This window comes from Streptomyces rugosispiralis (assembly GCF_024505145.1).
Lineage (GTDB): Bacteria > Actinomycetota > Actinomycetes > Streptomycetales > Streptomycetaceae > Streptomyces > Streptomyces rugosispiralis.
In genome coordinates this window covers 42,733-58,019 of the sequence record NZ_JANIAA010000015.1, presented here as the reverse complement: position 1 = coordinate 58,019, position 15,287 = coordinate 42,733, and the positions used below count along the sequence as shown (strand labels likewise).

Sequence of the window (15,287 nt, the reverse complement as noted above, 5' to 3'; positions counted from 1 at the left end):
GGCCGCCATGACCCAGCGCATCACCGTCACCCACACCCACGGCGAACAGATCTCGGTCGCCTCCGGCGGCGTCGAGCTGATGGCCTACGTCTACCGGCCCGACCCGGACGCCTTCGAGGCCCGTAAGCCCTACGCCCACCCGCTGCGCACCCTCGCCGGGAACCCGGTCTCCGGCTACCGGCCCAACGACCACCGCTGGCACAAGGGCCTCCAGATGACTTCCAGCCATCTGTCCGGCCAGAACTTCTGGGGCGGCAACTGCTACCTCGGCCCCGAGAAGGGCTACCAGCGGGTGGACGAGCTCGTCGGCTCGATGCGCCACGACGGCTTCGAGGAGTTCACCGTCGCCGAGGACCGGCTGCGCTTCGTGGAGACCCTCACCTGGGTGGCCAATCCTGCCGTACAACACAGCGGCGGCCAGGAGTGGGCGCGGGAGCGGCGCACCATCGAACTCCACTCGGTGGAGCCGGACGCGGGCACCTGGGCCCTGGACTGGTCCATCAACCTCACCAACATCCGCGGCGAGGCCCTGCACTTCGGCTCCCCGACCACCGCCGGCCGGGAGATGGCCGGGTACACCGGGCTCAACTGGCGCGGCCCGCGCGACTTCACCGGCGGCGACGTCATCGGCCCGGACGGGCGCGGCGGCGACGGCGAGAAGGGCGCCTCGGACCTGATGGGCACCCCGGCCGCCGACGCCCCCTGGGTCGCCTTCACCGGTGAGCACGACGATGTGGACGGGCACTCCACGCTGCTGTTCGCCCACGCCCCGGAGAACGCCGACGCCATCCACGCCTCCCACTGGTTCGTGCGCTCCGAGCCGATCCCCTCGGTGGCCCCCTCCTGGGCGTTCTTCGAGGAGTTCGAGCTGGAGCCCGGGGAGTCCTTCGGCTACCGCTACCGGGTGGTGGTCGCGGACGGCGCCTGGGACCGGGCGCAGGCGGAGCACTACCTCAAGAACCACGGGTGGTGAGGACGATGGCCGCGTCGTCCGAGATGTCCGCCCCGCTGCCGGGCGGTGTGGGCCTCTCCCACATCAGCGCGTACGAGTGGGAGGCCGCCGACGGGGTGTGCGGCGGCAGCCCCCACCTCCACCTCGCCTGCACCGAGGCGTATGTGGTCACCGCCGGACGTGGCGCCGTGCAGACCCTGACCCTCGCGGACGGTTTCACCGAGACCCCGCTGGAGCCGGGCTCGGTGGTGTGGTTCACCCCCGGCACCATCCACCGCATGGTGCAGGGCGGCGGTCTCAAGGTGACCGTGCTGATGCAGAACAGCGGGCTGCCGGAGGCCGGGGACGCCGTCTTCACCTTCCGGCCCGAGGTGCTCGCCGACCCCGAGCGCTACGCGGCCGCCGCCGCGCTGCCCGCCAAGGAGGGGCCGGAGGCCGACGCGGCCGCCCGGCGCCGCCGGGACCTCGCGATCGAGGGCTATCTGACGCTGCGGGCCGCCGCCGGGAAGGGCGACCACGCACCGCTGCGCGCCTTCCACGAGGCGGCGGCGCGGATCGTGGCGCCCAAGGTGAAGGAGTGGGAGCCGCGCTGGCGGGACGGGGCGCTCGCCGCCGCGCGGCGCACCGGTGAGCAGCTCACCGCGCTCGCCGCGGGCGACCCCGCGCACCTCGCCGAGGCGCGGGTCACCGCGACCGGGCCCAGCCGCCGGGGCGGCTACGGCATGTGCGGCCGCCGGGACGAGTACGAACTGCCCGGCATCACGCTCCCGTACTACGGCGAATAGCCGCCATGGGCCCTGTCCGGCGGACCTTCGCGGGCCCGCGACGCCTGGCACGGCGCCCCCAGCTACCGCTGGGAGGTGCCCCGAAGGGGCGCGGGGCTGTATCGATATGCGGCTCCGCCGCGCGGGCGCGACCAGCCACGACGGCGCCGCGGCCGGCCGACGACCCATTGCGACACTTCCAGCGGAGCGCTTAGGCACCACCACTCACGCTCAACGAAATGATCATGGAGGGAGGTCGGCTCCGGTATGCGCGGAAACAGGACAACGAGGTCCTGCGCCCTGGCCCTTGTGCTCACGCTCGCAGGGACCCTCACGGGCTGCGGCGGCGATGGCGGCGGCGGCTCGGGCGGCAAGGTCAGCCTGCGGTTCACCTGGTGGGGAAACCCCGACCGGGCCGCCCGCACCGAGGCGGCCGTCAAGCTCTTCGAGCAGCGTCACCCCGACATCGACATCGCGACGTCCTTCGCGGGCTTCGACACCTACAAGGCGAAGCTGGCCACCCAGGCGGCGGGCGGTGACGCCCCCGATGTGATGCAGCTGGACTACCGGCAGATCAACCAGTACGCGACCTCCGGCATCCTGCTGAACCTCGGTGAACACTCCGAGCTGCGCACCTCGGAGATCGACAAGGGGCTGCTGGCCACCGGCGTGGTCGACGGCAAGCAGTACGCGCTGCCGGTGGCCCGCGGCACCGAGACGGTGGCGTACGACGCCGCGCTGTGGCGCAAGGCGGGCGTCCCCGCGCCCACCCTGACCTGGACCTGGGACGACTGGGCCGACGCCATGCGCAAGCTCTCGGCGTCCAGGGCGACACAGGGGCGGGTGGGCTCCACCGACCCGGGCCAGAGCGAGGACGTCTTCGAGATCTGGCTGCGGAGCCGGGGCAAGTCCCTCTACACCAAGGACGAGAAGCTCGGCTTCACCGCCGACGACCTGACCCGCTACTGGGAGTGGTGCACCAAGCTCCGCAAGGAGGGCGCGGTCGTCCCCGCCGAGCAGACCACCCAGATGGACGGGACGGTGGAGAACACCCCGCTGGGCCGGCTCAAGTCCGTCTCCGACTTCAACTGGGACGCGCCCACCAGCGGCTACGCGCCCATCGTCGGCGAGGGGCTGAAGCTGGCACCGCTGCCGGTCGGCGACGACGGCACCCCCGGGCAGTACTTCAAACCGTCGATGTTCTTCGGCGCCTCGGCCAAGACCGCACACCCCAAGCAGGCGGCCCAGTTCATCGACTTCCTGCTCAACGACAAGAAGGCGGGCGCCATCCTCGGCGCCACCCGCGGCATCCCGGCCAACGACGCCATCCGGCAGGACGTACTGCCCAAGCTGGAGGGCTTCGACCAGGTCATCTCCACCTACCAGAAGCAGTTCGAGGGCAAGCTCAAGGATCCGCCGCCCGCGCCGCCCAAGGGTGACGCCTCCCTGCAGACCACCTTCTCGCGCGACTACGACCAGGTCAGCTACGAGCGTATGTCGCCGCGTGAGGCGGCGCAGAACTACATCACCGAGGCGAAGGCGGAGCTGAGGCAATGACCGCGACCGCGACCCGCCCCCCGGACGCCGCACCCCCCGCCACCGGCGGCAAGCGGGCTCGCAAGCGTGAGCGGCAGGGGGCCGCCTGGGTGTTCCTGTCGCCATGGGTGCTCGGCGCCGCCGTGCTGACGCTGCTGCCCATGGCCGTGTCCCTGTATCTGTCGTTCACCGACTACGACATGTTCGACGCGCCCCGGTGGATCGGCTTCCGCAACTACACCCAGATGTTCACCGAGGACCCCCGCTACTGGCGGTCGGTCCTCACCACCCTGACCTACGTCGTGATCGCGGTGCCGCTGCAACTCCTGCTGGCGCTGGCCGTCGCGATCGCGCTGAAGTCGGTCAAGCGCGGCAAGGGCTTCTACCGTTCGGCGTTCTACGCCCCCTCGCTGCTCGGCGCGTCGATGTCCATCGCCCTGGTCTGGCGGGCGATCTTCAACGACGGCGGCTCGGTCGACAACCTGCTCTCCGGCATGGGCATCGACATCGGCGGCTGGATCAACAAACCGGGCTGGGCCATCCTGTCGGTCGCGCTGCTCACCATCTGGCAGTTCGGCGCCCCCATGGTGATCTTCCTGGCCGGGCTCCAGCAGATACCGGCGGAGCTGTACGAGGCGGCCGCGGTGGACGGGGCCTCCTGGTGGCGGCAGTTCCGCTCGATCACCATCCCGATGCTCTCACCGGTGCTCTTCTTCAACCTGGTGCTCCAGATGATCCAGGCGTTCCAGGTCTTCACCCCCGCCTTCGCGGTCAGCGCGGGCAAGGGCGGGCCCGCCGACTCCACGCTCGTCTACACGCTCTACCTCTACGACCGCGGCTTCACCGCCTCCCACATGGGCTACGCCTCCGCCATGGCGTGGGCGCTGCTGCTGGCCATCGGGGTCGTCACCGCGGTGCTCTTCCGCACCTCCCGGGCCTGGGTCTTCTACGCCAACGACAACAACGAGGGGGCCCGATGACCACCGCCCGGATCACCACCGCCCCGGCGGCGCGGCGGCGCCCCACCGGCCGGATCGTGCTGCACATCTGCCTGATCGCCGTGCTGCTGGTGATGCTCTATCCGCTGGCGTGGCTGCTGGCCACCTCGTTCAAACCCGCCGACGAGGTCATCGCCAGCCTCAAGCTGCTGCCCAGCCACTTCGAATGGGGCAACTACTCCACCGCGCTGGACGGGGTGAACGAGGTCAGCGTCGGACGGCTGCTGTGGAACTCGCTGCTCATCGCGTGCGGCGCGGTGCTCGGCAACGTCATCAGCTGCTCGCTCGCCGCGTACGCCTTCGCGCGGCTGCGGTTCCGGATGCGCGGTCCGCTCTTCGCGTTCATGATCGCGACGATCATGCTGCCGCACCACGCCATCCTCATTCCGCAGTACATCATCTTCAACCAGCTCGGCATGGTGAACACCTACTGGCCGATGATCCTGCCGAAGTTCCTGGCCACCGACGCCTTCTTCGTCTTCCTCATCGTGCAGTTCATGCGCGGACTGCCGCGTGAGCTGGAGGAGGCGGCGCGGATCGACGGCTGCGGGCCGTTCCGGTCGTTCTTCAGCGTCATCCTGCCGCTGACCCGGCCCGCCCTGATCACCACCGCGATCTTCACCTTCATCTGGACCTGGAACGACTTCTTCACCCAGCTCATCTACCTCTTCGAGCCGGAGAAGTTCACCCTGACCCTGGCCCTGCGGTCCTTCGTGGACGCCTCCAGCCAGTCGGCCTTCGGGCCGATGTTCGCGATGTCGGTCTTCGCGCTGCTGCCCATCGTGCTCTTCTTCCTCGCCTTCCAGCGGTTCCTGGTCGAGGGCATGGCGAGCTCCGGACTGAAGGGATGAGCATGGCCACCGCCACCAAACGCGAACCCGGTGAGCTGTTCGGCCCGCGCTTCGCGCTCTTCGCCGACGTCCTGGCCGTGGGCCTGGCCACCGCCGCCGCCTCGCTGCCCCTCGTCACCGCCCCGGCCGCGATGTCCACGGCCTGTGCCGTCCTGGACCGGCGGGTGCGCCAGGACGCGCCCACCACGGCCGGCGGCTACCTCCGCGCGCTGCGGGACCGGCTGCGCGCCGGCGATCTGCTGGCCGGGGCGGGGCTGCTGGCCGGCGGTGCCCTGCTGCTGTTCAACGCCCTCGCGGCGGGGGCGGGGCTGCCGGGCGCGGTGGTCTTCCGGCCCGTGCTGCTGATCGCGGGCGGGCTGCTCGCCGTCGTGCTGCTGCGGGCCTGCGCCCGCCCCGAGTCGGCCACGAGCTGGCGGGTGGCGCTGCGCTCGGCGGCGTACGACAGCGTGCGCGGGCCCCGGGCGAGCGCTGTGCTGCTGCTGGCCGTGGCCACCGCCGCCGTCTGCGCCTGGGCCTATCCGCCGCTGGCCTTCCTCGTCCCCGGCCCCCTCGCCCTGGCGGCCCGAGCCACGGAGCACCACCTATGACACCCCTGCCCCGCCGCCATCTGCTCGCCGGGACCGCCGTGGCGGGCGGGCTGCTGGCCGTCGGCGCCCCGGGCGGCGCCTCGGCCGAGCCGACCCGGGCCTCGGCAGGGGCCCGGGTGGGGGTCGACAAGCCGTTCCTGGCCCTGCTCACCGAGGCGGCCGACGCCCGGGTGGCCGAGGTGCTGGACGGGCTCGAGGGGGTCCTGGGACAGCTGAACAACCTCGGCCAGGCCCGCCCCGCCGCCCGCAGCCTCCGGCTGCTCACCTCCGTCCAGGTGTGGGGCGACGCCGCCCACCACCACGACGACGCGCTGATCGCGCCGATGACCCGGCTCGTGGACGCACTGGCCGCCGCCCAGTTCGACGACGGCCTCTACGACCAGGGCGCGGTCCACTCGCCCCCGGACACCGCCTTCTCGATCGTCGATCTGGGGCTGCTGTACGGCCTGCTGGACGCGGACGGCCACACCGGCACCCGGGCGATCCGCGCCACCCTGAAGAAGATCCTGCTCAAGGCGGGCAAGGGGCTGTCCACCGGCGGGGTGCACACTCCCAACCACCGCTGGAAGGTGTGCGCCGCGCTGGCCCGGATCAACTCCTTCTGGCCCGACGCCCGTTACACCCGCCGTATCGACGCCTGGCTGGCCGAGGGCATCGACCAGTACGACAGCGGCCAGTACAGCGAGCGCAGCGCCACCTACGCGCCCATCGTCACCAACCCGTCGCTGCTGACCCTGGCCCGGCTCACCGAGCGCCCGGCCCTCTACGAGCACGTACGCCGCAACCTGGACGCCACCCTCCACCTCCTGGAGCCCGACGGGGAGGTGGAGACGGTGCACTCGCGCCGTCAGGACCAGAAGACGGTCAAGCATCTGTCCGAGTACTGGCTGCAGTTCCGGGCCCTGGCGCTCCGGGAGCGGGACGGGCGGTTCGCGGACGTGGCCGCCACCATCCAGCGGCGCGGCGCGGATCAGACCTTCGACGAGACCCCGCTCGGGGACTTCCTCGCCGAGGTGCTGGACCACCCGGAGCTGGCCGCGCCGCTGCCCGAGGCCACCCGCGCGCCGGGGGAGTTCACCTGGCGCGACAAGGACTGCGGGCTGGTCCGGATCGCCAAGGGGAGGACGCGGACCACGATCTTCGGCGGCACCGACTTCCCCGATGTCCACGCGATCTCCTCGGGCCTGTCCACCAATCCGACGTTCTTCAAGTGGCGCAAGGGCGCGGCCGTCCTGGACTCGCTCCGGCTGTCCCCGCAGTTCTTCTCGCTCGGCCACTTCCGGGCCGAGGGCGTGGAGCGCACGGCGGACGGCTGGCGGCTGTGGGCCGAGGTGCGGGCCGGATTCCACCTGCCGCTGCCGCGCCGCCACCGCCGCCCCGACGGGCGGTATCCGCTGACCGACGACGGCCGGTTCTGGTCCGCGATGGACTTCCCGCACCGCCCCAAGGAGTGGCGCACCCTGCGTACCGAGGTGCGGATCGCGGCGGCGGACGGCGGCTGGGACCTGGACCTCGAGATCGGCGAGTCCGAGGTCCCGTTCGCCCTCGAACTGTGCTTCCGCGATGGCGGAAAGCTGACCGGGGTCGATCCCGTGCCCGGCCAGAAGGACACGTATCAGCTGGTCAATGGGTACGGCAGCTATACGTCCGGCGATGACGTGATCACCTTCGGGCCCGGCAACGGCAGCGGCCCGCGCCAGCCCGCCGTCGTGGACTCCGGCGAGCGCTACAGCTGGCTGGGCGGCGATCTGACCCCGGCGGGGCAGCGGGTCCTGATCACCGGGCGTGCGCCGCTGCGCCACCGGCTGACCGTGCGCTGAAGCGCTGACCGGCCCCGCCCCCGTGTTCGGTCCTCTGTACAGAGGCGGGGCGGGGCGGTTAGCGTGGACCTTAGAAAGCGCTTACTATCACTCGCGGTGAGGAGAAGAACCCACGTGACACGCAAGACAGTGCGGATCGCCATGAACGGTGTGACCGGCCGGATGGGCTACCGCCAGCACCTCGTCCGCTCTCTCCTCGCCCTTCGCGAACAGGGCGGCCTGGACCTCGGCGGCGGCACCGTGCTCTGGCCGGAGCCGCTGCTCGTCGGCCGCCGGGAGCACGCGCTCAAGGAGATCGCCGAGCACCACGGCCTCGACCCGGTCGCGGACGTCTCGACCGACCTGGACGCGGTCCTGGCCGACGACGGCGTCGACATCTACTTCGACGCGCAGGTCACCGCCGCCCGTGTGGAGGCCATCAAGAAGGCCATCGCGGCGGGCAAGCACATCTACACCGAGAAGCCGACCGCCACCGGTCTGGAGGGCGCCCTGGAGCTGGCCCGGCTCGCCGAGGCGGCCGGCGTCAAGCACGGGGTCGTCCAGGACAAGATCTTCCTGCCGGGGCTGCTGAAGCTGAAGCGCCTCATCGACGGCGGCTTCTTCGGCAGAATCCTCTCCGTGCGCGGGGAGTTCGGCTACTGGGTCTTCGAGGGCGACTGGCAGGTCGCCCAGCGGCCCTCCTGGAACTACCGCACCGAGGACGGCGGCGGCATCGTCTCCGACATGTTCCCGCACTGGGAGTACGTGCTGCACGAGCTGTTCGGCCCCGTGCGCACCGTCCAGGCCCAGGCCGCCACCCACATCCCGACCCGCTGGGACGAGCGCGGCAAGCCGTACGAGGCCACCGCCGACGACTCGGCCTACGGCGTCTTCCAGCTCGAGGGCGGCGTCATCGCGCAGATCAACTCCTCCTGGGCGGTCCGGGTCAACCGCGACGAACTGGTGGAGTTCCAGGTCGACGGCACCGAGGGCTCGGCCGTCGCGGGCCTGCGCAACTGCCGCGTCCAGCACCGCTCGCACACCCCCAAGCCGGTCTGGAACCCCGATCTGCCTGCCACCGAGGCGTTCCGCGACCAGTGGCAGCAGGTGCCGGACAACGAGGAGTTCGACAATGGCTTCAAGGCGCAGTGGGAGCTCTTCCTGCGCCATGTCGCGCTCGACGAGCCCTGGCGCTGGGATCTGCTGGCCGGTGCGCGCGGTGTCCAGCTCGCCGAGCTGGGCCTGAAGTCGTCGGCGGAGGGCCGGCGTCTTGACGTACCGGAGCTGAGCCTGTGACGACCATCCGCCGCCTGGACGTACCGGAGCTGAGTCTGTGACCATCCACCTTCCCGCGCCGGACGGTACGACCCGCGCCTACGAACCCCGCGCCGAGCCGCTGTCGCCGGCCCCCGGGACCCCCTTCACCTCCCGCGTCGTCTTCTCGGCCGCCCATGTGGTGGCCGACCCGTACGCCGATGTGACCCCCGACGGCCCGGCCGCCGTCGACTGGGACGCCACCCTGGCCTTCCGCCGCCACCTGTGGTCCCACGGGCTGGGCGTGGCCGAGGCCATGGACACCGCCCAGCGCGGTATGGGCCTGGACTGGGCGGCCGCCGCCGAGCTGATCCGCCGCTCGGCGGCCGAGGCGAAGGCGGTCGGCGGCCGGATCGCCTGCGGCGTCGGCACCGACCAGCTGGCCCCCGGCGACCGCACGGTGGCCGAGGTGCGGACCGCGTACGAGGAACAGCTGGCCGTCTGCGAGGAGTCCGGCGCCCAGGCGATCCTGATGGCCTCGCGCGCCCTGTGCGCCGCCGCCAAGGGCCCGGAGGACTACCTCGACGTCTACGCCCATCTGCTGCGGCAGACCACCGAACCGGTCGTCCTGCACTGGCTGGGCCCGATGTTCGACCCGGCCTTGGAGGGCTACTGGGGCAGCGCCGACCTGGACGCCGCCACCGAAACCTTCCTCGACGTGATCGCCGCCCACCCCGACAAGGTCGACGGCATCAAGGTCTCCCTGCTCGACGCCCAGCGCGAGATCGACCTGCGGCGCAAGCTGCCGGACGGGGTGCGCTGCTACACCGGCGACGACTTCAACTACCCCGAGCTGATCGCGGGCGACGACCGGGGTTTCAGCCACGCCCTGCTCGGCATCTTCGACCCGCTGGGCCCGCTGGCGGCGGAGGCCGTGCGCCGGCTCGACACCGGCGACGTGGGGGCCTTCCGCGCCCTGCTGGACCCCACCGTGGAACTCTCCCGCCATCTCTTCCAGGCCCCGACCCGCTACTACAAGACGGGTGTGGTGCTGCTGGCCTGGCTGGCGGGCCACCAGTCGCACTTCACGATGGTCGGCGGCCTCCAGTCGGCCCGTTCGCTGCCGCATCTGGCGCGGGCGTACGAACTGGCCGACGGGCTGGGCCTGTTCCCGGACCCGGCGCTGGCCGAATCGCGCATGAAGCACCTGCTGTCCGTGTACGGAGTGGCCCGATGAGCGCGTTGTCCCGGCTGAGCCTCAACCAGGAAACGATCAAGCAGTGGTCGTTGCCCGAACTGGCGGAGGGCTGCGTCAAGGCGGGCGTCACGGGCGTGGGCCTGTGGCGCGAGCCGGTCCAGAAGTACGGCGTGGAGGAGGCCGCCGAGCTGGTGCGCGGCGCGGGCCTGACCGTCACCAGCCTCTGCCGGGGCGGCTTCTTCACCGCGAGCGAGCCCGAGGCCCGCGCCACGGCCCTGGCCGACAACCGCCGGGCCATCGAGGAGGCCGCCACCCTGGGCACCGACACCCTGGTCCTGGTCTCCGGCGGCCTCCCGCCCGGCGGCCGCGACCTCTTCGCCGCCCGCGAGCGCATCGCCGACGCGCTGGCGGAGCTCGCCCCGTACGCCGCCGACCACGGCGTCCGCCTGGCCATCGAGCCCCTGCACCCCATGTACGCGTCCGACCGCTGCGTGGTCTCCACCCTCGCCCAGGCCCTCGACCTGGCCGAGCGCTTCCCGGCGGAGCAGGTGGGCGTGGTCGTGGACACGTACCACATCTGGTGGGACGACACGGTCGCGGACCAGATCGCCCGCGCGGGCGCGGGCGGCCGCATCGCCGCCTTCCAGCTCGCCGACTGGGTCACCCCGCTCCCGGAGGGCGTCCTGCTGGGCCGGGGCCAGCTCGGCGACGGCTCGGTGGACTTCCGCTGGTTCCGCGAGCGGGTCGACGCGACGGGCTACACCGGCCCGATCGAGGTGGAGATCTTCAACCCGGATCTATGGGCCCGGGACGGCGCGGAGGTCCTGGCGGAGGTCGCCGACCGGTATCGGGCGGTGGTGCTGTAGCGACTGCTTCGGGGCGTGTTGGGCGGCGTTGCGTCCAGGCAGCCGAACGCCCCCCGGTGCGGGGAATCCTGAGCCCCGCTGAACCTTGCCTGGCGCCGCTTGGCAGCGTCATGCGAGTGCGCCGACGCGCTGGGCGAACGCACGTACGCCGGGAAGGGCACGGTCGTGCCGCATCAGCCCGGCGGCCATCGTCCGCACGGAGCCGCGGCGGGCCTCCTGCGGTGCGGCGTGCTCCGCGGCCAGCAGCGCGCGGTAGCAGCGGTCGGGCTTGCCCCACTGGTCGAAGGCGCGAGCGACATCGATCCAGTAGCGGGCCTGGCGTTCGCTGGTGGGCAGGGCGGCGGTGTCGATACGGCGGGCGTGCTCGATGGCTTGTCCGGCGTCGCCGAGCAGATAGCTGATCGAGATCTGGTGGAGCAGCACCTGACTGGGGCCGAAGACGGTGCCGCGCAGCAGTTCGTCGCGGCCGAGTTGGCCGGCGGTGGCCTGTGCCTCGGTGATGAGAGCCTGCGCGGTGTGCCGGTCGCCTTGCTTCGCGGCGGTGTAGGCGGCGGTGGCGTACAGGTTGCCTTGCACGGACAGCCGTTCGGTCATGTCCGTGGTGCGGTCGGTGGCCAGTTGCTGGGCTGCGGTCACGGCGACATCAGTGGCGCGGGCGTAGTGGCCCTGGCGGCGCCAAGCGCTGGAAACCATGCGATGGGCCTCGGCGATGGTCAGCGCGTCCGCGCCGCTCAGAGCCGCGGTCAGGGCCCGGTCGGCGGTGACCGCCGCGAGGCCGTCCTCGCCGAGCTTGATGCACAGCCTGGTCGCGACGGTGTAGAGGTCGGCGACCGGGGTCGCCGCCTGCCGGGGGTGCCCCTCGGCGCCGAGGGCCTGCGCGAGCGTGATCCGGGATGGCAGGCCGCGGGCAAGGGCGTCGTAGCGGCAGGCGCTGAAGTCGCGTCGGGAGGCGTCGACCGCCGCGAGGACCGCGGACGGGGTGGGATCCGTGCCGAGTAGCGGGTTGTTCTGCCGGTGCAGTAGCAGGTCCTCCAGACCCGACAGCATCGGCCGCGCCGGAGACTGGGCGGCGGCCGGGGTGGGCCCCAGGACCGCACTGGAGGTCGCTCCGGCCAGACCGGTCAGGAGTTTGCGGCGTCGCACTGGGTCGTCCCCCTCTTCGCCGAACAGGGCGTGCGGGCCCACCCTAGTGGTGCCGGAGAGGCGCTCATCGACGTATCCGCGGGATGTCGCCTGCTCGTGTCGGGGCGCGAGTCCCAGCAGGTCGGGCGGGATGTCCAGATACTCGGCAACCTGCCGTAACAGCTGTACATCGGGCATGGGCTGCTTGCCGCGTTCCATTCGGGACAGCGAGGCGGCGGTGTAGCCGACGGCCGCTCCGAGTTGGGCCAGCGTGATGTCGGACGCGCGCCGGGCCAACCGGACGATCGCCCCGGCGTCACGGCGGACGAGGGCATCACGCATGGCGACTGAGCGCCAGATCGAATGTGTGCCGTCCACAACAAGTCACCTCCTATGGGGACCTATTGTTCCGCCAAACTCGTCGCCATTACAGTGCGTTGCACACCATTTGCGCCGCGTGAAACCCGTGTGCGCCCCCGACGGCTACACCTCCCACCGCCACCCGAGCTGCGGTGTCCTCAAAGGCCAGGACGGCCCGCAGCGAGCGGGTCGCAGTGCACCCCAGGAGCGAGCGCCATGAAGCAGAAGACCCCCGGCGGCTGAGGGGGTGTGGGGGTCGGTCACACACGCGCCTCCGCTGAAGCGGGATGCGATGTACGACCACCGTGCCCAGCAGGCTGCCATCGGCGTCGAACTGCACCACGCCGATGGCCGGACCACGGAATCGGTGCTGATCTTCACTCCCGGCCAGGTGGAGCTGTACGCCATTCAGTTCGCACAGCTCATCGACAAGCGCGAGCAGGCCCGTCAGGAGGGTCGGTGACGCCGCACACCTCCCCGCTCCGCGCGAGTGGGGAAGAACGAGCACTTTCCATGCATCGAGAGAGGGAAAGCAATGCCCACCACTCAGATTGAAGAGCGCCGCCCCGTCGGCGTGGAGCTCGACGTGCCGGAACTGCGGTTGCCGCTGAGCACCGACGGCCCCGCGGCCATGCCGGAGCTGCGCGAGGGCGACGGGTCGTCGCCGTTCGCGTTCCGCTTCCTCGTACCGGTCCCGACGACGGGCGGCATCCTGCCGACCGATGTCGGGTACGACGAGAACACGCAGACGGCGCCGGTGTCGGCTACATCCTGCACACGCCCGCCGCGTTCATGCCGCTCAAGAGTGACACGGGGACACCCCCACAGGTGCCCGCCGTCCGGGAGGGTCCCGGTGGGGACACCGACCTCTCGGCCCGCATCCTCGACGACTGGACGTTCTCGTTCTTCGCCCAGCTCCACATGGACCCTGACCTCATCCGCACCTACGGGAAGAACGCCAACGGGCTACACGTCACCACTCTGTACGACCCAGCCGACGGCTCGGCGACGCGCATCGACGACATGCCTGACGGGCCGCCGATGGTCATCCACAGCGGGCCGCGCAACCTGTGGGAACCGATCGAGGCCGCCCACAAGCTGTGGCAAGAACTCAATCGGCCCCGCCGCGAGTGGTTCACCATCGAGGCCACCCGCGCCGAGCAGACCGTGAGGTACACGGCACCGGACGGGCGGGTCCACCGCTGGACTCTGTAGCCACCGACACCACAGGGCGAAGAGCACCCATCGTTTGACGCCCTCCACACCGGCGTTGGGCCGGATCAGGGCTGGGTGGGGACGGAGGTCGAGGTCGGGGGCGGAGTCGCGGGTGGAGAGGTGGGGGACGGCCGGGTTGGAGGGCCGGGGTTCGAGGACGGGACTGGGGTGGCCGGAGGGGAGGTGCGGGGGTCCCGTGCGGGCGGTGCCGGGCGCGGGCGGTCCGGGGAGCCGGACAGCAGCAGGAAGGCCACGGCCGCCGCTGCCGCCAATGTCACCGCGACGGCGGACACGACCCGCCGGATCCGCCGCCTGCCCCAGGCCGGGCCGGTGGGCGGCCGGTACGGGGACAGATCGTGGGCGTCGATGAGCCGCGCGCGGGCGTCGAGCGCGGCGCGCAGCCGTTCCTCGGTGGGGGAGGGAGTGCTCATCGGGCCGCCTCCAGCAGCTTCTCCAGGGTGACGAGCGCACGGCTCGCGGTCGACTTCACGGTGCCTCGGGAGACGCCCAGCGCCTCGGCTATCTGAGCCTCAGTCAGCTCCGACCAGTAGCGCAGCACCAGCACCTCGCGCTGGCGCGGGGTGAGCCGCGCCAGCGCGTCGAGGACCTGGCGGTGCTCCTCAGCGAGCAGCAGCGGCTCGTCCACGGGCGCCCCCGGCCCCTGGTACGGCGGGGTGTAGGCGCGTGCCGTACGCCGTCGGCGCAGCACCGAGCGGGCGGCGTTGACCACGGCGGTGTGCAGATAGGCGTGGGCGTCCTGGAGGCTGTCCAGCTTTGAGCCGTGGCGGCGGCAGACGGCGGCGAAGGCGTCCTGGACGACGTCCTCGGCGGTGTGCAGGTCGTCCACCAGGAAGACCGCCAGCCGGATCATGTCCAGCCGCCGGGCCCGGTACAGATCGTCCAGGGTCGGGCCGGGCTCCCCGTCGCCCCGGCCGCCCACCGGCCGCAGCGCCCGCAGCCGCCGCCCGGTTCGCGGTGCCTCCACCGCCGGTGCCGAGGCGGTCGTCCGGGCACGGCGGAGCAGCCGGGTCCACCAGGGCAGGACAAGAGTGAGCTGCATCGTCCTCGTTCACCTCATCGGTGCGGCGGGACCGGCTCCGGATCCGGCCCCGCCCCACCCGTGTTCGGGCTAGCGGCTGGCCTTGGTGGGCGCGGGCTTGGTGGGCTCGGGCGCGGTGGTGGGCGGCAGCGTGGGGGCGGGCTTGGTGGGCTCGGGCACGCTGGTCGGCGGCTCGGTGGGCTCGGGCTTGCTCGTGGGGGGCTTGGTCGGCTCGGGCTTGCTGGTCGGCGGCTTGGTGGGCTCCGGCTTGCTGGTGGGGGGCTTGGTCGGCTCGGGCTTCGAGGTCGCCGTCGGGGCCGGCTTGGCCGGGCGGGAGTGGTCGGAGGTGGCCGCCTGGGCGGCGATGCCCCCGCCCACGATCAGGGCGACTCCGGCGACCGACCCCACGATCCAGGGGCGCAGACGGCGGTTCGGCTTCTTGGCGCGGACGTGCTGCATACGGAACGACTCCCGAAAGGATTGAGCGAACGCTGAAGGGCGAGGCGTGCGCCGAGGATCCGAGGATCCGTTCCGGAACCCGCCTTCATCCCACCAGACGTGCGGCCCTGTCCGAGGTTGTCGCGCGTCGGAAAAATCTTTCGCCGATCGCCGTGCAACCGTTCCGGCCCTTGGTGGGTCGTACCTGGCATCGGGCTTCCCGGGGGGATCCGGGGGGGATTCGAGAGGAAGCCCTGGGAGGGGAAGACGAGGGGCCCGGACCACGGCCGGGCCCCTCGAAATATCAG

16 protein-coding genes are annotated in these 15,287 nt (G+C 71.8%); 12 read left to right on the top strand and 4 right to left on the bottom strand.

Annotated elements, in window-relative coordinates; genetic code table 11:
- Positions 1 to 7: 7 nt before the first annotated feature.
- The 10 genes from NP777_RS22860 (at position 8) to NP777_RS22815 (ending at position 10,805) form a co-directional block, all read left to right on the top strand.
- Complete coding sequence (locus NP777_RS22860) at positions 8 to 973, top strand: DUF6807 domain-containing protein (RefSeq protein WP_256652044.1); 966 nt, start codon at positions 8 to 10, stop codon at positions 971 to 973.
- 5 nt (positions 974 to 978) lie between these two features.
- On the top strand, positions 979 to 1,737 hold the full coding sequence (locus tag NP777_RS22855; protein WP_256652043.1) for a cupin: 759 nt from the start codon (positions 979 to 981) through the stop codon (positions 1,735 to 1,737).
- A 246-nt stretch (positions 1,738 to 1,983) separates the two neighbouring features.
- Complete coding sequence (locus NP777_RS22850) at positions 1,984 to 3,273, top strand: ABC transporter substrate-binding protein (RefSeq protein WP_256652042.1); 1,290 nt, start codon at positions 1,984 to 1,986, stop codon at positions 3,271 to 3,273.
- Positions 3,270 to 4,232: a carbohydrate ABC transporter permease gene (locus NP777_RS22845; protein ID WP_256652041.1), complete on the top strand. Its 963-nt coding sequence runs from the start codon at positions 3,270 to 3,272 to the stop codon at positions 4,230 to 4,232. The genes NP777_RS22850 and NP777_RS22845 overlap by 4 nt, the downstream gene beginning before the upstream one ends.
- Positions 4,229 to 5,101, top strand: a complete 873-nt coding sequence (locus NP777_RS22840) for a carbohydrate ABC transporter permease (RefSeq protein ID WP_256652040.1) — start codon at positions 4,229 to 4,231, stop codon at positions 5,099 to 5,101. Before NP777_RS22845 ends, NP777_RS22840 begins: the two co-directional genes overlap by 4 nt.
- Positions 5,102 to 5,103: 2 nt before the next feature.
- Complete coding sequence (locus NP777_RS22835; protein WP_256652039.1) at positions 5,104 to 5,688, top strand: hypothetical protein; 585 nt, start codon at positions 5,104 to 5,106, stop codon at positions 5,686 to 5,688.
- On the top strand, positions 5,685 to 7,508 hold the full coding sequence (locus NP777_RS22830) for a hypothetical protein (protein WP_256652038.1): 1,824 nt from the start codon (positions 5,685 to 5,687) through the stop codon (positions 7,506 to 7,508). Before NP777_RS22835 ends, NP777_RS22830 begins: the two co-directional genes overlap by 4 nt.
- Positions 7,509 to 7,622: 114 nt before the next feature.
- Complete coding sequence (locus NP777_RS22825) at positions 7,623 to 8,783, top strand: Gfo/Idh/MocA family protein (protein ID WP_256652037.1); 1,161 nt, start codon at positions 7,623 to 7,625, stop codon at positions 8,781 to 8,783.
- 37 nt (positions 8,784 to 8,820) lie between these two features.
- Positions 8,821 to 9,978: a dihydrodipicolinate synthase family protein gene (locus tag NP777_RS22820; protein WP_256652036.1), complete on the top strand. Its 1,158-nt coding sequence runs from the start codon at positions 8,821 to 8,823 to the stop codon at positions 9,976 to 9,978.
- A complete protein-coding gene (locus tag NP777_RS22815; protein ID WP_256652035.1) occupies positions 9,975 to 10,805 on the top strand; it encodes a sugar phosphate isomerase/epimerase family protein in 831 nt (276 codons plus the stop codon). The genes NP777_RS22820 and NP777_RS22815 overlap by 4 nt, the downstream gene beginning before the upstream one ends.
- Before the next feature lie 108 nt (positions 10,806 to 10,913).
- Here the strand turns inward: NP777_RS22815 and NP777_RS22810 are convergent, their stop codons facing one another.
- Positions 10,914 to 12,269, bottom strand: a complete 1,356-nt coding sequence (locus NP777_RS22810; RefSeq protein ID WP_256652034.1) for a helix-turn-helix domain-containing protein — start codon at positions 12,267 to 12,269, stop codon at positions 10,914 to 10,916.
- Between the two features lie 310 nt (positions 12,270 to 12,579).
- Between NP777_RS22810 and NP777_RS22805 the strand changes: the two genes are divergently transcribed.
- Both NP777_RS22805 and NP777_RS22800 read left to right on the top strand, forming a co-directional pair.
- On the top strand, positions 12,580 to 12,750 hold the full coding sequence (locus tag NP777_RS22805; RefSeq protein WP_256652033.1) for a hypothetical protein: 171 nt from the start codon (positions 12,580 to 12,582) through the stop codon (positions 12,748 to 12,750).
- A 365-nt stretch (positions 12,751 to 13,115) separates the two neighbouring features.
- Complete coding sequence (locus NP777_RS22800) at positions 13,116 to 13,502, top strand: hypothetical protein (protein WP_256652032.1); 387 nt, start codon at positions 13,116 to 13,118, stop codon at positions 13,500 to 13,502.
- A 65-nt stretch (positions 13,503 to 13,567) separates the two neighbouring features.
- Here the strand turns inward: NP777_RS22800 and NP777_RS22795 are convergent, their stop codons facing one another.
- From NP777_RS22795 to NP777_RS22785, 3 genes are all read right to left on the bottom strand, one after another.
- On the bottom strand, positions 13,568 to 13,933 hold the full coding sequence (locus tag NP777_RS22795) for a hypothetical protein (protein ID WP_256652031.1): 366 nt from the start codon (positions 13,931 to 13,933) through the stop codon (positions 13,568 to 13,570).
- The gene (locus tag NP777_RS22790; protein WP_256652030.1) at positions 13,930 to 14,562 is read right to left on the bottom strand and encodes a sigma-70 family RNA polymerase sigma factor; all 633 of its coding nucleotides are present in this window, start codon (positions 14,560 to 14,562) and stop codon (positions 13,930 to 13,932) included. The genes NP777_RS22795 and NP777_RS22790 overlap by 4 nt, the downstream gene beginning before the upstream one ends.
- A gap of 69 nt (positions 14,563 to 14,631) precedes the next feature.
- Positions 14,632 to 15,000 carry a hypothetical protein gene (locus tag NP777_RS22785; RefSeq protein WP_256652029.1) on the bottom strand — a complete coding sequence of 123 codons (369 nt, stop codon included), beginning with the start codon at positions 14,998 to 15,000 and terminating at the stop codon, positions 14,632 to 14,634.
- Positions 15,001 to 15,287 lie beyond the last annotated feature (287 nt).

Bases quoted from the DNA above. Each gene is read 5' to 3' on its own strand.
- NP777_RS22860 (WP_256652044.1), top strand. From the start codon at position 8: ATGACCCAGCGCATCACCGTCACCCACACCCACGGCGAACAGATCTCG.
- NP777_RS22855 (WP_256652043.1), top strand. From the start codon at position 979: ATGGCCGCGTCGTCCGAGATGTCCGCCCCGCTGCCGGGCGGTGTGGGC.
- NP777_RS22850 (WP_256652042.1), top strand. From the start codon at position 1,984: ATGCGCGGAAACAGGACAACGAGGTCCTGCGCCCTGGCCCTTGTGCTC.
- NP777_RS22845 (WP_256652041.1), top strand. From the start codon at position 3,270: ATGACCGCGACCGCGACCCGCCCCCCGGACGCCGCACCCCCCGCCACC.
- NP777_RS22840 (WP_256652040.1), top strand. From the start codon at position 4,229: ATGACCACCGCCCGGATCACCACCGCCCCGGCGGCGCGGCGGCGCCCC.
- NP777_RS22835 (WP_256652039.1), top strand. From the start codon at position 5,104: ATGGCCACCGCCACCAAACGCGAACCCGGTGAGCTGTTCGGCCCGCGC.
- NP777_RS22830 (WP_256652038.1), top strand. From the start codon at position 5,685: ATGACACCCCTGCCCCGCCGCCATCTGCTCGCCGGGACCGCCGTGGCG.
- NP777_RS22815 (WP_256652035.1), top strand. From the start codon at position 9,975: ATGAGCGCGTTGTCCCGGCTGAGCCTCAACCAGGAAACGATCAAGCAG.
- NP777_RS22810 (WP_256652034.1), bottom strand. From the start codon at position 12,269: ATGCGTGATGCCCTCGTCCGCCGTGACGCCGGGGCGATCGTCCGGTTG.
- NP777_RS22805 (WP_256652033.1), top strand. From the start codon at position 12,580: ATGTACGACCACCGTGCCCAGCAGGCTGCCATCGGCGTCGAACTGCAC.
- NP777_RS22795 (WP_256652031.1), bottom strand. From the start codon at position 13,933: ATGAGCACTCCCTCCCCCACCGAGGAACGGCTGCGCGCCGCGCTCGAC.
- NP777_RS22790 (WP_256652030.1), bottom strand. From the start codon at position 14,562: ATGCAGCTCACTCTTGTCCTGCCCTGGTGGACCCGGCTGCTCCGCCGT.
- NP777_RS22785 (WP_256652029.1), bottom strand. From the start codon at position 15,000: ATGCAGCACGTCCGCGCCAAGAAGCCGAACCGCCGTCTGCGCCCCTGG.